Origin of the sequence: Bacillus sp. FSL R9-9834, assembly GCF_038006905.1 — a bacterium.
Taxonomy (GTDB): Bacteria; Bacillota; Bacilli; order Bacillales; family Bacillaceae_G; genus Bacillus_A; species Bacillus_A pacificus.
In genome coordinates this window covers 3,268,370-3,291,630 of sequence record NZ_JBBOWD010000001.1, presented here as the reverse complement: position 1 = coordinate 3,291,630, position 23,261 = coordinate 3,268,370, and the positions used below count along the sequence as shown (strand labels likewise).

Genomic DNA, 23,261 nt, shown 5'->3' with positions numbered 1-23,261 from the left:
AATGGAGTTTTTATTATTACTTAATTTTTACGATTATTTTTCCTTTTGCTCTGCCAGCCTCTGAATATTCCATTGCTTTTTGAGCATCTTCAAATGAAAAAACTCGATCGATTACCGGTTTGATTTTTCCGGCTTCAATATAGTTTGCAATAGTACGTAGTTGATCTCCGCTTGGCTTCATAAATAAAAATGAATATTGAGCATTATGCTTCTTTTCAAGTGCAGTAAGTTTTTTGCTTGCTAATGAAAATAAGAGTGTTTTGAAAAATCCTGAACCGAATTCTTTACCGAATCGAGCATTCGGCGTACCTGAAACGGAAACAATGTTGCCACCGCTTTTTATAATGTTGAATGATTTTTCAAGTGTTGTACCGCCAATTGTATCAAATACTGCATCATAATTTGTTAGTATTTCTTCAAATTTTTCTGTTTTGTAATTAATAATTTCATCTGCACCAAGAGACTTGACTAAATTCGCACCAGCTTCACTAGCAGTCGTTGTAACAGTAGCACCCATTATTTTTGCTAACTGAATTGCGAAAGTACCAACACCACCAGATCCAGCGTGAATTAAAATCTTTTGACCTTTTTGTAAGTGCATAATGTCATGTAATGCTTGATAGGATGTTAAGCCAACGAGTGGAATTGACGCAGCTTCCTCAAAACTTAAATTTTTCGGCTTTAAGGCTATATCATCTTCATGAATGGCTATATATTCCGCGAAAGTACCAATCTTATTTTTTCTTGGACGAGCATATATTTCATCACCGACTTTAAAACGAGTTACTTTTGATCCAACCTTCGTAATGACACCGGAAAAGTCATTCCCAAGGATTAGCGGCATTTCATATTTCAGTAACATTTTTACTTTTCCATCGCGTATTTTAAAATCAATTGGGTTAATGCTAGCTGCATGAATTTCTGCGAGCACTTCATACTCATTTATTTCAGGAGTAGGTACCTCTGTCATATGCATTGGGACTTTTCCGTATTTATCAATTATCATCGCTTTCATTTCTTATACCTCCAAATTTCAATTAAATGAAACTGTGGGGGGCTTCATCCCCCACTGATTATCAGCCCTCACCAATCGGACCTTTATGGGCAGTTGATCCCCTATCTAAATTATTTGCTTTCGCTGAATTTTGAGGTGGGGGTCTTACTGCCCGTTAAAGTGGGATAAAAGTTGTGCAATAGCTTTTCAATGTCTAATACAAGATTTTTTAATAAACTTAATTTTGTACGTATATCAATATAATAAAAGTTTTTTGTACCTTCTTTACGCATTAAAATAATACCGGCTTCTCGTAAAATCCTTAGGTGATGTGATACCGCTGGCCGAGAAAGGTGTGTTTGTTTCGTAATTTCTCCTACACGTAATCCGGTTTGACATTCCGTTTCCATGAGAACTAACAAAATAGCTTGACGTGTTTCATCGCCAATTGCCAATAATACTTTTTGAGAATCAATAAAATCTTTTTTTATAACATTTAATTGTTCTTGTTTATTCATTTCAATCACTTTACCTCCAAAAATTAGTCGAAAGGTTTAAAATGATGGACCATTATTTCGATACCGTAATGCTACATGATTGTTGTATGAACTGCAATATTGGGAAAGAAAATCGAGACGAATGAATTTTTTATGTTGAAAATGATAAAGGGGGTAGAAAAGAATTACATATTGGAATGGATAAAGTTTTAAAATAGAAAATGATTTAATAATACGTTGTTTCTAGATGAGGATAGTTAAGCCATTGAACAAAACATGATAAGCGGTCGTAACCCTGTATAATTTTTAGGGTTACGACCGCTTATCATGTTTTGATTATTTTAAAGTGAGTTGTTTCGTTTTACTCTTTCATACATACATAATACAAGCGGATTATAGATATATGAAAGAGTAAAAGTAATTTGGGGCGTAATCTATCTATATGATACTTTAAAATGAAATATAAGTCTATATTTTTGTTGTTTTTTTGATTATATTTATGTCACTGAGCTCAGAACAATGATGTGGAGGATAAATATATGAAATCGAATGATGTACCAGTTTTAATTGTTGGAGGGGGATTATCAGGATTAGCATCTGCGTTATTCCTTGCAAAACATAACATTAAGTACTTACTTATTGAAAGGCATCCGTCTACTGCAATTCATCCAAAAGCGGGTGGAATTACTTTTCGTACGATGGAGTTATTTCGAGAATTAGGTTTAGAACAAAGAATTAGATCAGCGGGTAAAGCGTTAGAAAATTGCCGAGGAAGAATAGCGGTTCATACAATAGCTGAGGCGAATCAGGAAGAATTAGCACAAATGAGGGCGAATCAGTATGAAAATGATGAAAAGTTACTTCAGAAAATAGAAGAGATTAGTCCATCAAAACAAACTGCTTGTTATCAAATTACTTTGGAAAAGATGATGTTACAAGAAGCGAGAACATTAGGCGGAGAATTATCTTTTTATCATGAATTAGTTTCTTATGAACAAAATGAGCAAGGGGTAATCGCAACGATTCGGAATCGCGAAACGGAAGAAGAAAGTATTATTCATTGTGATTATGTAATTGCAGCAGATGGAGCAAAAAGTAAAATACGTAAGGAATTAGGGATTACAACTGAGGGTCGTGGAACCATTGGCGGTTATTATATGAATATTTATTTTGAAGCGGATTTAAGTGAGTTTATACAAGGAGATGCATTTGGTTTTACTATGGTACTTCATCCGGAAGTTCTTGGTGCGCTCATTCCAGTCGATAACGAAAAAAGATGGATTTACCATGTATCCTATGATCCATTAAAAGGAGAGAGACCAGAGGATTTCACTATAGAACGTTGTAAACAAATTATTCAAACCGCAATTGGAAGTACAAATGTTGAGTCAGAAATAGTAAGTGTTTTACCGTGGGAAGCGACTGAAAGTACTGCTACAAAATTTCAAGATAATCGCGTTTTTTTAGTTGGCGATTCTGCACATATTATGCCGCCAACTGGAGGGTTTGGTTCCAATACAGGAATACAAGATGCGCACAATTTAGCTTGGAAATTAGCGGCTGTTATAAAAGGCAAGGCAAAACCAAAATTGTTAGAAACATATCATGAAGAGAGATATCCTGTTGCAAAATTAACGACAGATTATGCGAGTAGTTTACTGTTTCGTGCTGCGAATAGAGAGGAAGGCAGTTTGAATAATATGGACGGTTTAGCTGTTACAGTTGGATATCAGTATTGTTCAGAGGCGATTATAGATGACTCAGTCATTCCACATAGAATGGATAGCGTAGAGTTGAACGGAAGACCTGGAACACGAGCACCGCACTTTTGGGGGATGTATAAAGGGAAAGAAGCTTCTATATTAGACTTATTTGGTAACAATTTTGTATTACTTACTGGAGTAGACAATAGCTCTTGGGCTGAAGCTGTATTTGATGTTTCATCTAAATTAGGAATAAATATTAAACTGTATCGAGTAGGGGGAAGTGGAGACTTTATTGCTCAAGAAGATATTTTTAGTAAATTATATGGGATAGAGAATGGCGGAGCTGTATTAATTAGACCAGATGGTTTTATAGGATGGCGTTTGGAAAAAGAGGTAGCAAATCCAGATGCAGTACTTAATGAAGTAATGAATCATTTATTATGTAATTTTTAAGTAACGAGGAAGAATTGTCTTATATAAGGCAATTCTTCTATTATGCTTTCAACTTACAAAATAAAAATATTGTAAGTTGAAAGAGGATGTGTTAATCTTATAACCTAATTGAAATAGTATTTTTTTGCACTTAGCTTACAAAAAATAAAAAATGTAAGTTGTTTTTGGAATGATATTGTTATGTAAATAAAATGGACGGTGAGAAAAATGACAGATAAGGCGTTAACGAAAAATGTTGTTTTAGATGCAGCGGAAAAAGAGTTAATGACATATGGATGGAGCAGAACGACACTTGTTAGTATTGCGAAGTCACTTGATGTTAGTCATGCAGCTTTATATTCTTATTTTCGGAGTAAGGCCACGCTGCGCGATGCTATTTTAGAAAGGTGGCTGTTCAAATACTCGGATCAGCTTGAGAAAATTGCAGGAAAAGATGGAGAGACGGAAAGCATTTTACAAGAGTGGTTCTTTCGTTTATTTCAGCTTAAAAAGAAAGAGTTGCTGGAAAACGAAGAGTTGTTTACATTGAATAGTTCATTAGTGCAGCAAAAGAATAAGGTAATTCAAAAGCATGAAGAAAGATTAGTTGGACAACTGGAGAATGTGATAAATCGCGGGATAGAGCGCAATGAGATTGAAAAACAAGATAGTTTGTTTTTAGCGCATACGCTATTTCGGTTACTTTCAGTGTTTTATCATCCTGCCTTTTCTGAGAGATGGAAAGAAGAGAGGATAAACGAAGAGTTCCAAAAGTCATGGGAAATTGTTGCCTGTGGCATTTTTCGAAAGTAAAAAGTTACGTATCATATAAGGCTTTCAAACAGTATGAGAAGGGGAGATTATATGAATCATTATAAAAAAGAGAAAAAACGTGTAAATATAGTCATTGAAAAAGTAGATGAAGAACTGAAAGAGCTTGATGGCCGAGTTGGATCGGTGAAGTCTGAAATTGTTAGTATTAGAAAAAACTTTTGGGAAGATGTAAAAGTAAATATAGATAATATTAAAGAAGCGGTTGAAACGGCGGCGAGTATTAGGCAAGAGGCAGAGCTTCTCGCTGAAAGAGAACATACACATCGTCATACGAAAAATGAATATAACCTTTTAACGAAAATAAAAGAAACGCCGTATTTTGGCCGGATTGATTTTAAAGAAGATGATGAAGCGGATGCCGATGAAATGTATATCGGTATCGGCTCTTTTTATGATAAAGAAAATGATGAGTTTTTAGTATATGATTGGCGGGCACCTATTTCGAGTCTTTATTATGATTACACTTTAGGCAGGGCACAGTATAAAGCGCCAATAGGTACGATTTCAGGTGATTTGCTTTTAAAACGTCAATACATGATTCGAAACGGAACGATTCAAAGTATGTTTGATACAGGTGTGACGATAGGTGATGAATTATTACAAGAAGCACTGGGACGAAATGCAAGTGAACAAATGAAAAACATTGTAACGACAATACAAAGAGAACAAAATCAAATTATTCGAAATGATAAAAGTGATGTGTTAATTGTGCAAGGAACTGCTGGGAGCGGGAAAACTTCAGCGGCACTGCAGCGCGTTGCTTATTTATTGTATCATTACCGCGGCACGGTTCATGCGGATCAAATGTTACTGTTTTCTCCGAATGAGTTGTTCAATAGTTATATTGCAAACGTTTTGCCAGAGCTTGGGGAAGAGAATATGCAACAAACGACTTTTCAAGCGTATGTGGAACATGTGATTGGAAAAAGCTTTACTGTAGAAGATTCATTTGCGCAGTTAGAATACGTATTAACGAAGAAGCATGAAAGTACGTATGAAACTAGAGTGAAGGGAATTCAATATAAATCCTCGGTTGAATTTATGGGACTACTTGAGAAATACGCGAAAAGTCTAGGGGAAAAAGGTTTACACTTTCATGATGTTACATGTAAAGGTGAAGTGCTTATAAAAGCAAAATCCATATGTGATTATTTTTATAATCTAGGCATGTCTATTGCTATACCGAATCGAATGCAACTTACAATGGAATGGGTTCTTCGGAAGTTAAATGATTTTGAAAAGATAGAAGCGAAAAAAGATTGGGTGGAACGAGAAGTTCAGTATTTAAATAAAGAAGATTACAATCGCATATATGAAAAAATAGAGAAAGATAATCAATTTGATTATTATGAGAAAGAACATGAGTTATTAACGAAATATGTAGTGAAGAAACATTTTCGTTCGCTACGTAGAAAGGTGAAAAAATTTGCTTTTGTAAATCATCCTGCAATTTTTGAGCAGTTATTTGAAAGTAAGCAGAAAGATATTTTCGTACCAGATTGCTGGGAAGATATATGTAAGCAGACAGTGAAGCGTTTGAAGGATAAACAGTTAGCAAATGAAGATGTTACGCCGTATTTGTTTTTAAAAGAATTACTTGAAGGTTTTAAAACGAATCATCTTGTGAAATTTGTATTTATCGATGAAGTCCAGGATTATACATCCTTTCAATTAGCATTTCTAAAACGACTATTTCCGAAGGCGAAATGGACATTACTTGGTGATCTTAATCAAAATATTTTCTCTCATGATTACAATAGAGAGAACAATTTTATCTCCGCATTATTTGCAGATTGTAAAGTAGAAACAGTCAAGCTTAACCGTAGTTATCGATCGACAAAACCAATCATTGAATTTACAAAGTGTATGATTCCAAATGGAAATGATATTGAAGCTTTTAACAGGGATGGTAAGAAGCCCGTTTATATAAAAGTAAGTGATGAACGAGAGCATGTAGAAAATATGATTTTTAAGGTGAAAGAGTTAGAAGAAAAAGGACATAAAACGATTGCAGTTATTTGTAAAACAAATGAAGAATGTATGAAAGTGATGGATTTAATAGGGAATACATTACGCGTCCATCTTATGAAAAAAGAGAATACAACTTATGAGAAAGGCGTTGTTGTTATTCCTGCTTATTTGGCGAAAGGGATAGAATTTGACGCTGTTATTATATTTGATGCTTCTCATGAAAGTTATTATAGGGAGTCTGAACGCAGTTTATTTTACACAGCGTGTACGAGGGCGATGCATGAATTATATGTATATTATGCCGGGGAGCTAACGGAATTTCTTACACATGTTCCAGAAGAATTATATATAAGGGAGAGATGTTAAATGGCGAATCAATATAATACTTTTCAAAATTGTAGTAAAGAAGTGTCAATGTTATTACCACTTCCGAAGTATGTAAAGTTAGTACGGGAGCATGAAGAATTACGTGACGGTGTACAAGTTTCCATCAAGCGCTATCAGGCAGAAGAGTTGTTACATTATGGCGGTGCTCATATTACAACCATTACTACTCAAAATGATAAGTATTTGTTAAGTTATACGAATATGATGCCGGTATACTCAAATAAACTGCCTCGTAAAGATGATGCTGAACAAATAGCAATGGATGTAATGGAAAAGGTTGATCAACAATATGCAAGTGGTTTAACTTTAATTCGTATAGAAAAACAAACGAGACAGTATAAAGGTGAAGGAGAAATTGTTACTTTTCCTGTTTTATGGGTGAAAATGATGCATGATAATGGGAGTTTTAACTGGGTGACAATTGGAGGCGACGGACAAATCATCGAATTTGAGCGTGAAGTACGCTGGGATTATATGATGAGTCGTCGTCAAACGGAAATGTGGTATTACGATGATTGGGTGTTGGCACGTATGGGAAAGGGTCCGCAGTTAATGCCGCCGTTTGCTTTAGTATAGAAAATATCTATTTAAATAATATTCACAAATATTAATAGGTTTGGTATGATTAATTTCGACAAGTTAATCGAGGCCGGAGATATGTGAGATAAGCCATAAATTTATTTAGGGATACAGAAGTGTCCTTTAAATAATTTATGGCTTTTTTTATTGATGAACTGTAATCAATAGGAAGTTACATGTGAATAGGGGGGATATGGAAAATAAATAGTATAGTAATAACATAGGGGAATTATATTTGTAAGATTGGAATTTTAATATAAACTTATAAAAATGATGAAAGTATATCTTCTATTTCGTGTAAATCTCATTAACTTGTTGAAATTTGCAGCGTAGGAAGGATTAGAAGGATGAGAAAAATTATTAGCGTGTTAGTTATCTTCTTTATGACGGGAAGTATCTTTGCTGGGGGAGCTGTTCATGCGAAAGCAGAAGGGAAGCATGAATGGAATACGAATAAGTTTTTAAATATTGCACATCGCGGAGCAAGTGGACATGCACCTGAGCATACTTTTGCTTCTTATGATCTTGTGAAAAAAATGAAAGCGGATTATTTGGAATTAGATATTCAGTTAACTAAGGACGGCCAGTTGATTGCAATGCATGATACAGCAGTTGATCGCACTACAAATGGAACAGGTGAAGTACGAGATAAAACGTTAAGTGAAATAAAAAGCTTAGATGCAGGATCTTGGTTCAATAAAGCTTATCCAGAAAAGGCTAAGCAAGAGTACGTTGGTCAAAAGGTTCCGACTCTTGAAGAAATTTTCCAAAAGTACGGAAGAAGCATGAAGTATTACATTGAAACAAAATCACCAGATGTGTATCCAGGAATGGAAGAGAAATTGTTAGCGTTGTTACATAAATATAATTTAGTAGGTCAAAACATGTCTTCTAGTCGTGTTATGATTCAATCATTTAGTAAAGATAGTTTAACAAAGATTCATAGTATGAATAAAAACATTCCGTTAGTTCAACTACTTTGGTATTATCCAAATGAAAACAATGAAATTGTTGAATGGTCTGGTATTACACATGAACCGAAACGTGTAACAAATGAAGATTTTCAAGAAATTAAAAAGTATGCAGTTGGTATTGGACCAAACTTACGTAATGATAACGGAGAACTAATTATTGATGAGTCATATATGAAAATGGCTAGAAATAATGGACTGCTAATTCATCCTTATACAATTAATGAGAAACCAGATATGAGATTGTTAATGAAATGGGGTGCTACAGGAATGTTTACAAATTATCCTGATCGATTACATAGTGTGTTAAAAGAAAAATAAATAGGAGAAAAGGTATACCGACGTTTTGGTATACCTTTTTCTATTATGCTAGATTATAGTAGTAGGATACATATTCTTCTAAACCTTCAACCTCATTTTCAGGTGGCTCAATGCCGCCTTTTCTACCGTAGCAAATATTTCTCAAGTATTCTCCAAAAATCATAGAGCGGCTTTTCTCATTTTCCATCCAATTATATCTATTAATTATAAACTCACCATCGAAACTTGTATCAAATGTATATGGGATACAAGTAATAGTTTTAGGTAAATGTTTTTTTAATACTCTGTATTGCCGACCAGCGCCTAAGCTTTTGCAAACAAATAGTAGGCGATTAATCTTTGTAAAATCAAAAATCTTTTTCGCTTCTATTACATTAGCGATAGAATGGAGGGAGTTTTTCTCGAACATGATAGCATCTTTTGGTACGCCATGTTCAATTAATTTATTTACAATTACTTCTGCATCTGACAAATCCCCGTAATTCCAGCTCGGATGTTTCATGCCATGCAAACTAGTACCACCTGTAACAATAATTTGATTTCCTAAACCTTGTCGGTAAGCTTCTAGAGGAGCTTGCCAATTGCCGGGATGAGAACCGCCGAAAACGAAAATAGCATCACATTTTTGTGTTGTTATTTCTTTTAGAAAAACGATTTCTGTAATTTGATCGATTTGTTTTTTCGTAAGAGTAGGGACATCAGGATATTTAGGTATTACCATTTGAAAACCTCCGATATAGTAAATAATAAATTTATTATATAGCGATTTTATTAAGTGAAAAAAGGGAAGCTTTTCATTTGAAAGTACCCCTTTTAAGATAACTCTCCAATAAACCAAATCTCTTTTTTATCGATTGCATCTTCATCATAAATGACTTCTTGAAAGTGCAACATTTGGGCAGTAGGGCAAATTGAAATTCCCCAAGTTTCCCAAAAATTAATTTCAATTGAAAGAGGGATCCATGTTTGAAATTCATTATTTCTATTGAAAAAAATTTGAAAGTAGTCATCGTTTTTAAATACGATAATTTGCGATCTCCATAAATTTTCTATAGAAATTATAGTAACAACTCGATATGTATGTGTATCACTTGGTTTTATTTTTATTAAATGATTTACTCGATCTATTAAGGTTTGTATACATAATCGTTTTACTTTTCTAGGTGTTTTATGAGACTCGATAAAAGCTTGAGAAACTGGTAAAGGCATATACCAATATTCATCGTTATAGAAAGTAGAAGGGAACGTTTTTGTATGTTCCTCAATGCGCTTAATCATAGTGTTTGTTTTTCGTTTCATACCACGTATTTTCTTTTCATGCATTGTGAGTCATCTCCATAAATTTTTGTAATGCAGCTGAGCGAAATATATCGTTTCTAGTAATGAAAGTAGTAGGAACTTTTTTGAAGCTATTGGGTAAAGGATTGAATGATACGTCATGTTCATGCCCCTTTAAAATTGATTTCATCATAATCGCTACGCCCATACTTGATTTTACACATGCAAGTATAGCTTCGATTGTCCCGAATTCTAAAACTCGTTTAGGTGAGATGTCTTCTTCTTGAAGCCAGTCTTCTAATAAACTTCTATAATAGCACCCGTGACTAAAAGCAAGTAAATTCATATCTTCTATGTCTGTAAGAGAGGACAAAGGTTTTTTACTAATGAGAACCAATTCTTCTTCATGAAATACAGTTGTATGGAGTTCAGTATGCTGAGTAGAGCCAGCTATAAACGCTCCGTCTAGTTTTCGCTCTAATACAAGCTTAATTAGTTGTTCAGTCGTATTTGTTTTCAAAATCAATTCGACTTCTGGGTACCTCTCATAGTAGGCCGTTAATATAGAGGGAAGCCTTACCGCAGTTGTAGATTCTGTACATCCGATTGTCAAAGTGCCTTTAGGATCAGTTCCATTACTTTGAACCGCTTTTATAGATTGATCCATTAAGTGGATAATTTGTTTGGCGTACGTTAATAAAATCTCACCGTTAGAAGTTAAAGTTACACCTTTTCCGTTACGGTAAAATAAAGGCACGCCTAATTCATTTTCTAGTTGTTTCATACGCATTGTTACGCCTGATTGCACGTAGTTCAAATTTTTCGCTGCGTGAGAAATATTATTTTCCTTCGCGACCTCGTAAAATACAGTTAAATCTTTTATGTCCACGTATCATCCCTCCGAAAAGGTATCAATTTTTTTGATGGATTATATGATGAATCTTTATTTTATATGATATCAGAACTTTCATACAATGGAAGGGGGGAGGGATTATTATGTTGATTGAAGAAAGGGTGAATCGTACTTATAAATGGGTTATGTTAATTGTTGCGACGATTGCTCAAACAACAGCGACACTTATAACGTATGGTGTCGGGGTTTTCGCTTTATTTTGGAAAGAAGAATATGCGCTTACGAATACGGAGAGTGGATTGTTAGTAAGTGTTGTAAATATTGGACCGTTATTTTGTATGCTTTTTGTCGGTCGGCTACTTGATCAATATAATGAAAAAATATTAATTTCTATCAGTTCATTTTTTCTAGGGAGTTCGCTTTTACTAACTAATATAGTAAGTGGATTTAATGGGTTATTATTTGTACTTTTATTAATAGGAATGTTTTATAGTGTTTCTCAGCCAGGAGGAAGTAAAGTGATTTTAAAATGGTTCCCAAAAGAAAATCGTGGGCTAGCGATGGGAATAAGGCAAGCTGGTATACCGATTGGTGGCGCGTTAGCGGGAGTACTAATCCCGTTTCTTACAATACAATATAATGTGACTTACGCGATAAATAGTATTGCATGCATTTGTATTATTGGAGGGCTATTATTTTTTATGTTTTATAAAGAGCCATATGTTAAGGAGGAAGCGAGGAAAGGACATATTAAAATTTCCTTTTGGACAAAGCTAAAAGTAGTGATATGTAAAAAAGCGTTGTATCCAATTTATATGGCGGGTATTTGCATGATTTCTTTACAAATGGTGTTAGTTGGACACTTCATGAAATTTTTAGTAAGGGAACAATCAATTACATCTATTGTAGCCGGAACAGTATTTTCAGTTATGTTCTTTTCTGGAATGATTGGCCGTGTTGTATTAGCAGCTATTAGTGATGTGTTTTATAAGGGAAATCGGCGCATACCTTTATTTATAACTGTCTGTGCTTCTATCGGTTTGGTTCTATTGTTAGTAATAAGTATACATACAATAACGAGTGGAGTATTGTATGGTGTAAGTGCATTGTTAGGATTCTTTTCAATTGGATGGTTTAGTCTTTTTATAGCCGAAGTTGCTGAGTTGGCGAGGGAAGATTCTGTTGGGATAACAGTTAGTTTGGCACTTACATTCAATCAAATTGCTATTATTGTTGCACCTATTTTGTTTGGTTATATTGTAGATAAGAAAGGGTATACGTATGCGTGGTTGTGTATAGTAGTATTACTATGTATCTCAGCAGTTAGTTTATATAGAAAAACCAAAAAAATAAAAGAAAGTTAGCAATGTAAATTTTTTATGAAGAAAGTCTAAAGAAATGCCGAATGAGCGACATTTCTTTTTTATATGTTGTATAATTAAAATGTAAATGAGATTCGTTTTCAGTTATGCTCATTTCCTCTTTCGAAATTGCCTGTTACTTTAGCCATAATGAGTTGTTTTTCTGTATCATTATGTGCATGATTTATTTTGTATAAAAATTTGTCAGCGTCATTTCCTTTTAATACGATAATCTATTTTATGTAATATTCAATTAAAACTATGTTATTTTTTGTTACCCTGTAATGAAACATCCTATCATTTAAGCGATTGCGTTTGTCAGTATTTTTCATCGTAACAACTCCGTTTCTTATCATGTGTAACAAATGTTACATAAGATGTTGAAATTATAGTAGGGTGCATCCGATTGTAAGGTGGAAATTTTGCAAGAAAGAAATACAATAGAGAGTAGCTAAAAACTGAATATGAGAAAAAGGAATCTAGTTCATTTAGGTGAATAATAGGTAGTATTATAAAATATTTGAAAATAAAAAGATATAGAACAGAATGGATGTACGTTAAGTGAAACTATATAAAAGAGGGTTCCTATTATGCTAAAGAAATGGTTAATCGTTTTCTTTGTTTTTGCTATTTTTTGTGGGAGTGTCGTTGCACTAATACATGCAAATAAAGGTAAGAAATATGATATAAAGGCATTTTCTAATTTAAATAGTAAGCAAAAGGACGATATGCAAGAAGTTGATGCAACTGAGAAAAAACGCTATGAAGCTGTAGCTGGAAAACTAGATCAATATTTAAAAGATAAAGGATTTAATGGGAGCGTTCTTGTAGCTAGTAAAGATCATGTGATTTTACGAAAAGGTTATGGGTATGCAAATGTGAAAGATAAAGTAGTAACAACGCCAAGAACGAAATATCGTATTGGTTCTATTACGAAAACGGTCGTTGCAATATCTATTATGCAGCTAAAAGAAAAAGGGAAATTAAACATTGAAGACAATGTAAATAAGTATATTCCATCGTTTCCAGCAGATAAAAACATTACGTTACGAAATCTATTAACACACACATCTGGCTTGCCAGATCAAGGACAAGGTAGGGTGGATGCAGGGTCACGTTTAAAGTTAGTAACGTGGATTGGAGCGCAAAAATTGCAGTTTCCTGCAGGGACAGGCTGGAAATATACAGACTATAATTACATGGTGCTTGCATATATTGTAGAAAAAATTACGAATAAACCGCTCGCTGAATACGTCAAAGAAAATATTTTTACTTCTGCTGGCATGCATGAATCTGGAATGGGGGCGACTCTCCCAGAAGATATTTTTTTAGCAGAAGGTTATACGAGAAAAGATAATGAATTAATAGCTGCACCCCGCTTAAAAATGAACTGGTTGTATGGGTGTGGTGAAATGTATACAACTGTTGAAGATATGAAAAGATTAGATGAGGCAATAATGGATGGAAAGCTGTTATCTAAACAAAGTGTATTAGATATGTTTACGGCATCACCTGCAAGAAGATATGGATTTAGTTTCTATACGTATCCAGATTATTATCATAACCACGGCGTATTAGCGGGGTGGAATACTTTTAATAATTTTAACTGGGATAAAAAAACGTTTGTCATATTATTCTCTAACGTTCAAAATGGTATGAATGATGCATTTAATCAAGAGTTTAGGAAAATGGCGAATGATTTAATAGAAGGAAAATAATAATTTGAAAATCGGTATTGATATGTAATTATCAATACCGATTTTTTTGTTTGGAGATGTTAAGTTTGCTGAAGAAGTAATGAGGAAAGGGGAATATTAGAATAACTTTGTATAGAAAGTTAAATGATATGGATGTTAAATATAGGAAAGTTGATGTGTGAAGTTCATCTATACGTAATGAATTTATGTGGAAAAATAATTGGTAAATTTTACATCGGTAAAAAAGCTTGAGCTTCACACTATGTGAAGCTTTACATTATTGAAGTAACAAACAGGAGGTTAGAAAAATGAAAAAAGCAATAAAGTTTTGTTTAATAGCTACACTCTCTACAGCGATTGTTAGTGGATGCTCTTTTGAGGGGAACAATGAAAATGCTAAGGGGAAAGAGGGAGAAAAAGTAGAGATACAGAAAACCGTCGGAAAATATACGATGCCAGATGAAAAAGATAAACATGAAGGTACATGGCTGCAATGGCCTCATGAATACACATATGGTGAAGAGTATAAGCAGGAAGTTGAACCGATTTGGATTAAGATGGCAAGTGCTTTAACTGAGGGGGAAAAAGTCCACATTGTTGCATACGATGAGGAGGAGAAAGAGCGAATCAATAAACTTTTAATAGATAAAGGACTGAATATGGATAAAATTGATTTCTTTATCGCTCCTACTGATGATGTATGGGCACGAGATAGTGGACCAATCTTTGTTTATGACAATAATAAAAATTTGAAAATATTAGACCCGGCATTTAATGGGTGGGGAAAGAAAACGCCGTACAAAAATGATGCTCGTATACGTGAAAATGTAAGTAAACAAGCAGGAATTGAAAGAATTGATTGGGGGGAATTTGTCCTTGAAGGCGGCGCAATTGAATTAGACAGCAATGGGACTGCTTTATTAACTCGAAGTGCGGTAACGAACAAAAATAGAAATCCTAATTTATCAGAAAAGGAAATTGAAAAATATATAAGTGACCTGGGTGTGACAAACTTTATTTGGTTAGACGGAGTGCCTAATTTAGATATTACTGATTTTCATATTGATGGGTTTGCTAAATTCCATAATAAATCTACCATTGTAACGATGAAAGAAGATGACCTAGCCGAATGGGGTTTATCTAATAAAGATATGGATACATTGTTAGATGCAAAAAATGCTTTAGGAAAAAAATATAAGTATGAATACTTACCGCTTAGTAAAGAAAAGGTTGTATTAGAAAATGGAAAAACTCTCGATTATAAGGGGTCATATATCAATTATTATATTGGAAATACAGTAGTGTTGGTGCCTAATTATAATGATCCGAATGATAAAATCGCAAACGATACGATTCAGAAATTATATCCAGATCGTAAAGTAGTCGGTATTGATGTGAGAGAGCTTTATAAAAATGGCGGTATGATTCATTGTGTGACACAACAACAACCGATTGCATTGAAGTAATAGATTGGAATTTCGTTATGCTGCTATATAGACAAAATAGGTGGAATATTATCTTTGCCTATTTTGTCATGTTTTATTTTTTGCAAAAAGGGAGTAACGGTATTGAAAGAGATAATCTTAACTAGCTTCATAATGATAGGGATTATGATTCTATTATTAAATTTCATACTTTCATATGAATTCTTAATATTGTATTTTAAAATCCTGTCAATAGTCGATCTTTCGCTTAACTAAGGTTTTGTATATATAATATTTCACCGTACTATATCCACCCAAGAAATGTTGAGGAAGAGTGGGCTACTTAATTACTATAAAAAAGCGAGGGAAAGAAAATGGAACAAAAACAAAAGGGAATTATTTTTACTGCGATACCAGATGAATCAGATGAATCAAATGAATATTATGAACCGTTTTATGAAGAAATTATTTATTTTAATGAAAATTTAAATAAAAAAAAGGGAGCTACAGATCAATTTATTTCTTTATCTGTTGAAGAACAAGACTTTTATACAAGCTTTTTTGAGTATGATGATATTTGGCTAAGAGATGTAGCACCAGTTGTAACGAATCATCTTGTTAAATTTAAATATCGACCAAATTATTTGCCAGGTGATCAAGGGAGATATTTAGATCAACAGTTTAATAAATGGTTGAAAAAGAATGACTTTGAATATGTGAAGTCCCCGTTAATATTAGATGGTGGTAATCTGATTTGGAATAAAAAAGATACCATTATAGTAACAGAACGCATATTTGATGATAATGATGATTGGACAGAAGAGGAAATTATTGAGCAATTAGAGTGGGATTTAGATGTAAGCCGGGTTATTATTATTCCTGCTGAAGAAGGAGATGTACTGGCACACGCAGACGGAATGGTTAAATTTATTGATGAACATACGATGTTTATTAGTGATTTTTTAGGGGATCATGAATTTAGATATCATGTTCAAGAGATTATTCAAGAGCAAATGCCAGAAGCTGAATTTATAGTTGTTCCTTCCTCATATACAGAGAAAGGGCAATATGATCAAGAAATAGCGTCGGCAAAAGGATTATATATAAATATGTTGGAAACATGTGATGCTCTTTACGTCCCTAAGTTTGGGCTTGCCAAAGATAGAGAAGTTTTACGATATATTCAACAACATACAGAGAAACAAGTTATTCAAATTCATGTAGGAGAAATATCGACCATGGGAGGCGCAATGAATTGTTTAACGTGGTATTGTCCGAGTCATTTGTTACCTTCAAAAATGAAAAGGTTGAACAATCAGAATGAAAGTTCTTCAATTAGAAAGTTTTTAGATTGGTTTTAATAATAAAGTTTACAAAAGAAAATGTATTCAAGGGGTATGTATATGTATACAATTACTGAATTTTCTCGGATTTGTAAAATGAGTACACGGATGCTAAGGCATTATGATAAAGAGGAAATATTGAAACCGGCATATGTAAATCTGGTAAATGGATATAGATTTTATGAGCAAGGGCAGCTAGAGATAGCACTGAAAATTAAAAAGCTGAGGGAGTACAAGTTTCCTTTGCCGAAAATTAAAGTAATACTGCAGTCATCAGATCAAGAGTCATTTATTCACCATATGCAGGCGCAAATTATCGAGTTGTCTCATGAGGTGAAACAAAATTTACAAGTTATTTCTGAAATGAATGAGATGGTAAATATGAATACGGCTTTAAATATTGCTCGTCATAGAAGTTACGATATATTAATTGGGATGAGAAATGAAATAACAGTAATTGCTCAAAGATTGCAAATAGATATAGATCATATGGATGATTATTTTTATGACTTATATGAAGAAGTACAAAAAAATAATTTGCAAATAGTAGGCTCTCCTTCTACCGTTTTTTATGATGAAGAGTTTATGCCGGGTCACAGTGATATTGAATTCCGAATTCCGATTATGGATGGTGACGATAAAAATGAATTGCAAGGATGCGAAATAAAAAAGATACATCAACATCAAATTGTTACTACTTTGCATTATGGTAGTTATGACTATATAGGTTATGCTTATATGGCATTAGAAGAGTGGGTGGAAAAGAACGGTTATACAATAGATGGTCATCCATATGAAGTTTATATAAAGGGGTCTGAATGTGATTGTTTAGTAGAAGAGTATGTGACACAAATTTGTTTTTTAGTTACGAAAATAGCATGAGGATAAAGTGATTCAAATGAGAAAGCATGCAGAGCATATACTCTGCATGCGTTTTATAATGCTGAAAACTCTTCAACAAGTTCACTAAAACGATTTAATGCACTTTCAATCGGTTCTGGCGTAGTTAAATCAACACCAGCTTTTTTCAATAAGTTTAATGGGTAGTCTGAACTTCCGCCTTTAAGGAATTCAATATAATGTTTTTGAGCATTTGGATCGCCGCTCAATAACTTATCGGCAATTTGGATTGCAGAAGCGAATCCAGTTGCATATTTGTACACGTAAAATGGACGATAGAAATGCGGTATTCTAGCCCATCCGTATTTTACTTCTTCGTCAAATACGAGGGAGTCGCCATTATATTCTCTAAACAAGTTTTCGTAAACCTCGCTAAAGGTTTGGGCATTTAATGGTTTACCTTGCTGTGCCATTTCATGTGTGATTTTTTCAAACTCAGCGAACATGATTTGTGTAAAGAAAGTGCCTTTAAATTTGTCGATGAAGTGATTTACTAAATGGTTACGTACATCAGCATCTTTTGCTTCTTTTAATAAATGATGAATTAATAGCACTTCATTTACTGTAGAAGCGACTTCTGCGACGAAAATAGTATAGTGTGCAGAAATTCTTGGTTGGTATCCGTGTGAATAGTGCGTATGCATACCGTGCCCGCATTCATGAGTAAGAGTGAAAAGGCTATTTAAATCATCGTGATGATTTAAAAGAATGAATGGATGAACGCCGTATACACCAAAGTTATAAGCACCGGAACGTTTTCCTGGTGTTTCTCTCACATCGATATAACGTTTATCTTTAAAGCTCTTTAATGTTTCAATATATTCTTCACCTAAAGGGGCTAGTGATTCAATCATGATGTCAAACGCTCTATCGTATGGAATGTCCTGTTTTACACCAGATACTAAATCAACACTTAAATCATACTGGCGTAGTTCATCTACATTTAATTTTTCTTTTCGAAGTTTATTATAAGTATGTAAAGAATGAATGTTTTTTTTCGTTGTATCAATTAGGTTTTCATATACTTCTTTCGGAACCATATCGCCAAATAATGATTTTTCTAAAGCTGATGGATAGTTTCTTAGCTTAGAAACAGTAACATTATTTTTAATAGCTGCAGATAAAGTAGAAGCGATAGAATTCTTTAATTGAACGTATGGTTTGTAATAAGCTTTGTAGGCTTCTTTACGTTTTTCACGGTTCTCATCTTCTATTAACTTTGCATACATTCCTCTTGTTAAAGTAACTTTTTCTCCATCATTAGTAGTCACTTCACCAAATAGTATATCTGCATTATTTAACATGCCATATGTATGTTGCGGAGAGGAGAGCGCTTCGCCCATTTGTGATAAAATCTCTTCTTGGTCTTTATTCAATACGTGTTTTTTATAACGATATAATTCAAATAAGTCTTCTTTATAATATTGTAAGCCCTCTGCTTCTTCTATGTAAGATTGTAATGTGTTTTCATCTATGCTAAGTAAGAATGGGGAAAAGAAAGATTTAGCCGCACTTACTTTCACTTGTAATTGTGTTACTTTATCGACAAGAGATTGAGCGTCAGTATCGCGTGTATCAAGATCAGATTGTAATCGTGCATAAGCGAACATTAAAGTTATTATGCTAGAAATTTCTTCACTCTTTGTTAAATAGGCTAATAAACTATTGCCATCGTGAATATTTCCATTAAACTCGTGTAATTCTTTCGTTAATATTTCAATTTTATGAAAATCGCTTTCCAAATCTTCAATGGTATCGTAAATATCCGTTAAATCCCATTTTTCTTTATCCGCTACTTGTAGTCGATCTTTAAGTTCTGTCATAATCATTTCCTTTCTAAATATGTAGTTATATTCCTATATAACTATGAAATACAACAAATTGCAAAAAATCCCTGCTGAAAATTGAAAAGCCTTGCTAAAATGGCAAGGCTTAAAAAATTATAATGTAATTCCGAATTTTGCATGTAAAAGATTTTTATATTGCACATCTGTAATTTTTTCTTTCATTTTTTTACCGTTTTTCGCTATTGTGAGACTATCCTTTGTTAAAGATGCATGCCCATCTTCAGTTAGTTTTACAATGAGAGGTACTTTGTTAAATGGTGAGTCCTCATGTTCAACGATAATTTTTTGTGCTGCATTTGCTTTTTCTTCATCCACTTCTTCTATATAAAATGCATAGCCTAACGTCCAATCATCAGTAGAAGATTGATCCAAAAACTCATTGTTTTTACGCATCTCTAACATGTAGTTTCCTTTTTCGGTCATTTCTTTACGAATACGATAATCTCCTGTAATGGAGTGAATGACTTCACCTGAGAAAGGAACAGGTGCAAGAGGTAAGTATGATCCGAATCCAACTTCAATTAGATAAAGCTCATTATGATATTTTAAAACGGTTGCGATATGGCCAGAATCAACAGCCCATATGGAGTTTGCAGCGTTATACACTGTTCCTGAAACGAGATGAACATCAAATCCAGCGTCTTTAAGGAAGTAATACATAGTAGGATTGAGTTCATAACAAAGACCGCCGCGGTTGTTTACTAAAATTTTTTCTTTTAGATTTTCTGTTGATATTTCTGTAAAGTTGTTTTCGAGTATATTTAAGTTTTCAAAAGGGACAGTTTGTGCCATTGCGTACATAATGTTAGGTAAATCTTCAAATGAAACTTTGTCTTTTTTTTCTATATGTAATCGTGCGAAAAATTGTTTTTGAAAGTCTGTCATGGAAATCCCTCCGTTAAACGATTTATATATATTGTATCTAATATTGCAAGAGGAAACATCTGCATATGTGCGTACGACTAAAGTATGACACCTTTACTTCTTGCTATACATATAGTATGATGATTTCAGTAAATTAGATTTCAATGACCATAATATAAAATAATGAGAGGTGCTTTTTGTGAGTGCGGTAGGTACTAAATAGGAAAAATTGAATGAAATAAATCGGATAAGAACAGGGGATTTTTATGTATACCATACCCCTAATTTTGTCATGGATTTATTTCGATACCTATGAAGATACCTACAATACTTTATAAAGCGTGTAATAAGGGGATTGCCATCCGTTTTTTATGGTTTATTTCCCCATATGTTATTACTCATGCCTTGTAAATGTAAAAGCTGCGGTATCCCCGCAGCTTTTTTGTGTATATTTTTAATGTTTAAAAATGGTAATTGAATCATGTAGAGCTTATTGGAATCTAATGAGTAGGTATCTTCATTTATGATAGAAATCAATCATAGTGAGGAGAAACAAAATGAATACGATGACTTTTGAAAAGTTACAATATAACGAATTAAAGGATATAGTGAAATCTTATTGTGTAAGTGGATTAGGAAAAGAATTAATAAATAAATTAGAGCCGAGTGCAAGTATAAAAGTAGTAAGGAATCGATTGAATGAAACGACGGAAGCACGAGCTATATTAGATGCAGAAGGGCATGTGCCTTTTTTCGGTATTTCAAATATTGCTAGTACAATTCAAAAATTAGAAAAAGGGATGATTTTAGATCCAGAAGAATTAGTAAGTGTTTCAGACTTTTTACGTGGATGTAGAAAGATTAAAAAGTTTATGTTAGATAAAGAATTTTTTGCGCCAGTATTAGCTTCTTATGCAAATTCAATGACTGAATTTAAAAGTATTGAAGAGGAAATTAATTTTTCAATAAAAGGTAATAGTATTGATTCTGCCGCTAGTAAAGAGTTAAAACGAATTCGAAATAACATTGATTCGGTAGATGGGAAAATAAAAGAACGTTTAACGAAGTTTTTAAATAGTAGTGCAAATAAGAAGTATATTCAAGAATTCTTTATTAGTAAAAAGGACGATAGGTACACGATTCCGATTAAATCTTCTTATAAAAATCAAGTTGCGGGAAGTATAGTTGAAGCCTCCGCTAAAGGTTCTACTGTATTTATAGAACCGCATACGGTTACAAAGTTAAATGTGGAACTCGCAAGTTTGAAAGCAGAAGAAGCGATGGAAGAATATCAAATTTTAGCGACTTTATCAGGAATGGTAGTAGAAAATATTTATCATATAAAAATTAATATGGAATTGATTAGTCAGTATGATATGGTGTTTGCGAAAGCGAAGTTTAGTAAATCGATTGATGGAATAGAGCCGAAGTTAAATGATCATGGCTACGTTCATTTAGTAAATTGTAAGCATCCGCTTTTAAGTGGAAAAGTAGTACCATTAAACTTTGAAATCGGTCAAAACTATCGTAGTTTAATTATTACAGGGCCGAATGCGGGCGGGAAGACAATTGTGTTAAAAACGATTGGATTGTTAACATTAGCGACAATGTCAGGTCTTCATATTGCAGGGGATAAAGAAACAGAAATTGCTATTTTTGAAAATGTATTTGTAGATATTGGTGATAATCAAAGTATCGAAAATGCATTAAGTACATTTTCATCACATATGAAAAATTTATCTGAGATTATGAGGATGTCAAATAATAATACGTTGCTACTATTTGATGAAATAGGAAGCGGGACTGAACCGAATGAAGGAGCAGCACTTGCAATTTCTATTTTAGAGGAGTTTTATCTTGCTGGATGTATTACAGTTGCGAGTACGCATTACGGTGAAATTAAACGCTTCTCAGAAATGCATGATGATTTCATGAACGCAGCAATGCAATTTAATAGTGAGACACTAGAACCGCTTTATAAATTAGTGATCGGTAAATCAGGTGAAAGTAATGCGCTTTGGATTGCAAATAAAATGAACGTAAGAGAACATGTACTGAAAAGAGCGAAAGAGTACATGGGAAATAAAGAATATGCATTAGAAAAAGTGAATGAAAGTAAAATTAGAAAACCGAAATTCGTGCAAGAAAAAAGAGAAAATCACTACGAGTACAAAATCGGTGATCGTGTAAATTTATTAGATTATGATGATTTTGGTATTATCTATAAGGAAATAGATAATTTCTATAATGTTGTTGTATATTATAACGGCGAATTTGTTGAAGTAAATGTAAAACGCATTAATTTAGAAGTAGCGGCAAAAGAATTATACCCAGAGGGATACGATTTAAATACACTATTTGTCGATTATAAAGAAAGAAAAATGCAGCACGACATTGAGCGTGGATCGAAAAAAGCGCTTCGTAAAATCCAAAAAGAAATAAGGAAGAATAGAGGATAAATTAAAATGGTAACGATTAGACAAGAACAACAAACTGATTATAGAAAAACGGAAGAAGTTGTACAACAAGCATTTTTGAATGAAGAATTTAGTGATAAAAAGGAACATGAACTTGTAAAGCGTATTAGAGAATGTGACGCGTTTATTCCTGAATTATCTATCGTTGCGGTAGACGAAGAAATAGTCGGGCATATTATGTTATCTAAAATTACGATAGAACAAGATGGAGCTTCTGTAGATTCATTAGCGCTTGCACCAGTATCAGTTGCCAGGGGCTATCAGAAAAAAGGAATTGGTGGAAAGCTTATAGTAGCTGCGTTAGAAAAAGCGAAAGAACTTGGATACGGATCAGTTGTAGTATTAGGACATTCAGAGTACTATCCGAAATTTGGTTTTAAGAAAGCAAGTGAGTGGAATATAAAAGCACCATTTGAAGTGCCAGATGAAGCGTTTATGGCGGTTGAGCTAAGTGAGAACGCTCTGCAAGGTATAGAAGGAGTTGTGCAATATTCGAGTGCATTTGCTGAGTAGGAGTATTGTTTA

The 23,261-nt window shown here is 33.5% G+C and carries 19 protein-coding genes and 1 pseudogene; 12 read left to right on the top strand and 8 right to left on the bottom strand.

From position 1 onward, the window contains the following. Positions 1-16: 16 nt before the first annotated feature. Positions 17-1,015, bottom strand: coding sequence for an NADP-dependent oxidoreductase (locus MKY00_RS17100; RefSeq protein ID WP_016718168.1), 999 nt, complete (start codon positions 1,013-1,015; stop codon positions 17-19). Positions 1,016-1,125: 110 nt separating this feature from the next. Beyond that, positions 1,126-1,521, bottom strand: a complete 396-nt coding sequence (locus MKY00_RS17095) for an ArsR/SmtB family transcription factor (protein ID WP_000571883.1) — start codon at positions 1,519-1,521, stop codon at positions 1,126-1,128. A gap of 509 nt (positions 1,522-2,030) precedes the next feature. On the opposite strand from MKY00_RS17095, the gene MKY00_RS17090 reads away from it, so the two are divergent. From MKY00_RS17090 to MKY00_RS17070, 5 genes are all read left to right on the top strand, one after another. Further along, on the top strand, positions 2,031-3,650 hold the full coding sequence (locus MKY00_RS17090; protein WP_016718167.1) for an FAD-dependent oxidoreductase: 1,620 nt from the start codon (positions 2,031-2,033) through the stop codon (positions 3,648-3,650). Positions 3,651-3,857: 207 nt separating this feature from the next. Continuing rightward, complete coding sequence (locus MKY00_RS17085) at positions 3,858-4,442, top strand: TetR/AcrR family transcriptional regulator (protein ID WP_016718166.1); 585 nt, start codon at positions 3,858-3,860, stop codon at positions 4,440-4,442. Between the two features lie 51 nt (positions 4,443-4,493). Next, positions 4,494-6,800 (top strand): RNA polymerase recycling motor HelD, encoded by a 2,307-nt coding sequence (gene helD / locus MKY00_RS17080; protein WP_016718165.1) that lies wholly within the window; start codon positions 4,494-4,496, stop codon positions 6,798-6,800. After that, positions 6,801-7,397, top strand: a complete 597-nt coding sequence (locus MKY00_RS17075) for a hypothetical protein (RefSeq protein WP_016718164.1) — start codon at positions 6,801-6,803, stop codon at positions 7,395-7,397. Between the two features lie 350 nt (positions 7,398-7,747). Continuing rightward, a complete protein-coding gene (locus MKY00_RS17070) occupies positions 7,748-8,692 on the top strand; it encodes a glycerophosphodiester phosphodiesterase (protein WP_016718163.1) in 945 nt (314 codons plus the stop codon). Positions 8,693-8,735: 43 nt separating this feature from the next. Here the strand turns inward: MKY00_RS17070 and MKY00_RS17065 are convergent, their stop codons facing one another. The 3 genes from MKY00_RS17065 to MKY00_RS17055 all read right to left on the bottom strand — a co-directional run bounded on the left by MKY00_RS17065 (position 8,736) and on the right by MKY00_RS17055 (position 10,859). Then, positions 8,736-9,413 carry a YdcF family protein gene (locus tag MKY00_RS17065; protein WP_016718162.1) on the bottom strand — a complete coding sequence of 226 codons (678 nt, stop codon included), beginning with the start codon at positions 9,411-9,413 and terminating at the stop codon, positions 8,736-8,738. Between the two features lie 92 nt (positions 9,414-9,505). Then, complete coding sequence (locus tag MKY00_RS17060; protein WP_016718161.1) at positions 9,506-10,015, bottom strand: DUF3916 domain-containing protein; 510 nt, start codon at positions 10,013-10,015, stop codon at positions 9,506-9,508. Continuing rightward, the gene (locus MKY00_RS17055; protein WP_016718160.1) at positions 10,008-10,859 is read right to left on the bottom strand and encodes a LysR family transcriptional regulator; all 852 of its coding nucleotides are present in this window, start codon (positions 10,857-10,859) and stop codon (positions 10,008-10,010) included. Before MKY00_RS17055 ends, MKY00_RS17060 begins: the two co-directional genes overlap by 8 nt. A gap of 107 nt (positions 10,860-10,966) precedes the next feature. Here MKY00_RS17055 and MKY00_RS17050 point away from each other — a divergent pair, with 107 nt between their 5' ends. After that, entirely contained in the window at positions 10,967-12,187 is a 1,221-nt protein-coding gene (locus MKY00_RS17050; protein ID WP_016718159.1) for an MFS transporter, read from the top strand. A 98-nt stretch (positions 12,188-12,285) separates the two neighbouring features. Here MKY00_RS17050 and MKY00_RS17045 read toward each other — a convergent pair. Beyond that, positions 12,286-12,516, bottom strand: a pseudogene (locus MKY00_RS17045) (hypothetical protein). 258 nt (positions 12,517-12,774) lie between these two features. Between MKY00_RS17045 and MKY00_RS17040 the strand changes: the two are divergent. From MKY00_RS17040 to MKY00_RS17025, 4 genes are all read left to right on the top strand, one after another. Further along, positions 12,775-13,902 (top strand): serine hydrolase domain-containing protein, encoded by a 1,128-nt coding sequence (locus tag MKY00_RS17040; RefSeq protein WP_016718158.1) that lies wholly within the window; start codon positions 12,775-12,777, stop codon positions 13,900-13,902. A 287-nt stretch (positions 13,903-14,189) separates the two neighbouring features. Continuing rightward, complete coding sequence (locus MKY00_RS17035; RefSeq protein WP_016718157.1) at positions 14,190-15,347, top strand: agmatine deiminase family protein; 1,158 nt, start codon at positions 14,190-14,192, stop codon at positions 15,345-15,347. 332 nt (positions 15,348-15,679) lie between these two features. After that, the gene (locus MKY00_RS17030; protein WP_016718156.1) at positions 15,680-16,666 is read left to right on the top strand and encodes an agmatine deiminase family protein; all 987 of its coding nucleotides are present in this window, start codon (positions 15,680-15,682) and stop codon (positions 16,664-16,666) included. Positions 16,667-16,708: 42 nt separating this feature from the next. After that, on the top strand, positions 16,709-17,530 hold the full coding sequence (locus MKY00_RS17025) for a MerR family transcriptional regulator (protein ID WP_016718155.1): 822 nt from the start codon (positions 16,709-16,711) through the stop codon (positions 17,528-17,530). Between the two features lie 53 nt (positions 17,531-17,583). On the opposite strand, the gene pepF is transcribed toward MKY00_RS17025, so the two are convergent. Then, positions 17,584-19,371 carry an oligoendopeptidase F gene (gene pepF, locus MKY00_RS17020; protein WP_016718154.1) on the bottom strand — a complete coding sequence of 596 codons (1,788 nt, stop codon included), beginning with the start codon at positions 19,369-19,371 and terminating at the stop codon, positions 17,584-17,586. A 117-nt stretch (positions 19,372-19,488) separates the two neighbouring features. Next, positions 19,489-20,280: an arylamine N-acetyltransferase family protein gene (locus MKY00_RS17015; protein ID WP_016718153.1), complete on the bottom strand. Its 792-nt coding sequence runs from the start codon at positions 20,278-20,280 to the stop codon at positions 19,489-19,491. A gap of 536 nt (positions 20,281-20,816) precedes the next feature. Here MKY00_RS17015 and MKY00_RS17010 point away from each other — a divergent pair. Further along, positions 20,817-22,718 carry an endonuclease MutS2 gene (locus tag MKY00_RS17010; RefSeq protein ID WP_016718152.1) on the top strand — a complete coding sequence of 634 codons (1,902 nt, stop codon included), beginning with the start codon at positions 20,817-20,819 and terminating at the stop codon, positions 22,716-22,718. Positions 22,719-22,724: 6 nt separating this feature from the next. Continuing rightward, entirely contained in the window at positions 22,725-23,249 is a 525-nt protein-coding gene (locus MKY00_RS17005) for a GNAT family N-acetyltransferase (protein ID WP_000256491.1), read from the top strand. Positions 23,250-23,261: the final 12 nt, after the last annotated feature.

Bases quoted from the DNA above. Each gene is read 5' to 3' on its own strand.
- helD (WP_016718165.1), top strand. From the start codon at position 4,494: ATGAATCATTATAAAAAAGAGAAAAAACGTGTAAATATAGTCATTGAA.
- MKY00_RS17070 (WP_016718163.1), top strand. From the start codon at position 7,748: ATGAGAAAAATTATTAGCGTGTTAGTTATCTTCTTTATGACGGGAAGT.
- MKY00_RS17060 (WP_016718161.1), bottom strand. From the start codon at position 10,015: ATGCATGAAAAGAAAATACGTGGTATGAAACGAAAAACAAACACTATG.
- MKY00_RS17015 (WP_016718153.1), bottom strand. From the start codon at position 20,280: ATGACAGACTTTCAAAAACAATTTTTCGCACGATTACATATAGAAAAA.
- MKY00_RS17050 (WP_016718159.1), top strand. From the start codon at position 10,967: ATGTTGATTGAAGAAAGGGTGAATCGTACTTATAAATGGGTTATGTTA.
- MKY00_RS17090 (WP_016718167.1), top strand. From the start codon at position 2,031: ATGAAATCGAATGATGTACCAGTTTTAATTGTTGGAGGGGGATTATCA.
- MKY00_RS17100 (WP_016718168.1), bottom strand. From the start codon at position 1,015: ATGAAAGCGATGATAATTGATAAATACGGAAAAGTCCCAATGCATATG.
- MKY00_RS17030 (WP_016718156.1), top strand. From the start codon at position 15,680: ATGGAACAAAAACAAAAGGGAATTATTTTTACTGCGATACCAGATGAA.
- MKY00_RS17035 (WP_016718157.1), top strand. From the start codon at position 14,190: ATGAAAAAAGCAATAAAGTTTTGTTTAATAGCTACACTCTCTACAGCG.
- MKY00_RS17065 (WP_016718162.1), bottom strand. From the start codon at position 9,413: ATGGTAATACCTAAATATCCTGATGTCCCTACTCTTACGAAAAAACAA.
- MKY00_RS17040 (WP_016718158.1), top strand. From the start codon at position 12,775: ATGCTAAAGAAATGGTTAATCGTTTTCTTTGTTTTTGCTATTTTTTGT.
- MKY00_RS17075 (WP_016718164.1), top strand. From the start codon at position 6,801: ATGGCGAATCAATATAATACTTTTCAAAATTGTAGTAAAGAAGTGTCA.
- MKY00_RS17010 (WP_016718152.1), top strand. From the start codon at position 20,817: ATGAATACGATGACTTTTGAAAAGTTACAATATAACGAATTAAAGGAT.
- MKY00_RS17085 (WP_016718166.1), top strand. From the start codon at position 3,858: ATGACAGATAAGGCGTTAACGAAAAATGTTGTTTTAGATGCAGCGGAA.
- MKY00_RS17025 (WP_016718155.1), top strand. From the start codon at position 16,709: ATGTATACAATTACTGAATTTTCTCGGATTTGTAAAATGAGTACACGG.
- MKY00_RS17005 (WP_000256491.1), top strand. From the start codon at position 22,725: ATGGTAACGATTAGACAAGAACAACAAACTGATTATAGAAAAACGGAA.
- pepF (WP_016718154.1), bottom strand. From the start codon at position 19,371: ATGACAGAACTTAAAGATCGACTACAAGTAGCGGATAAAGAAAAATGG.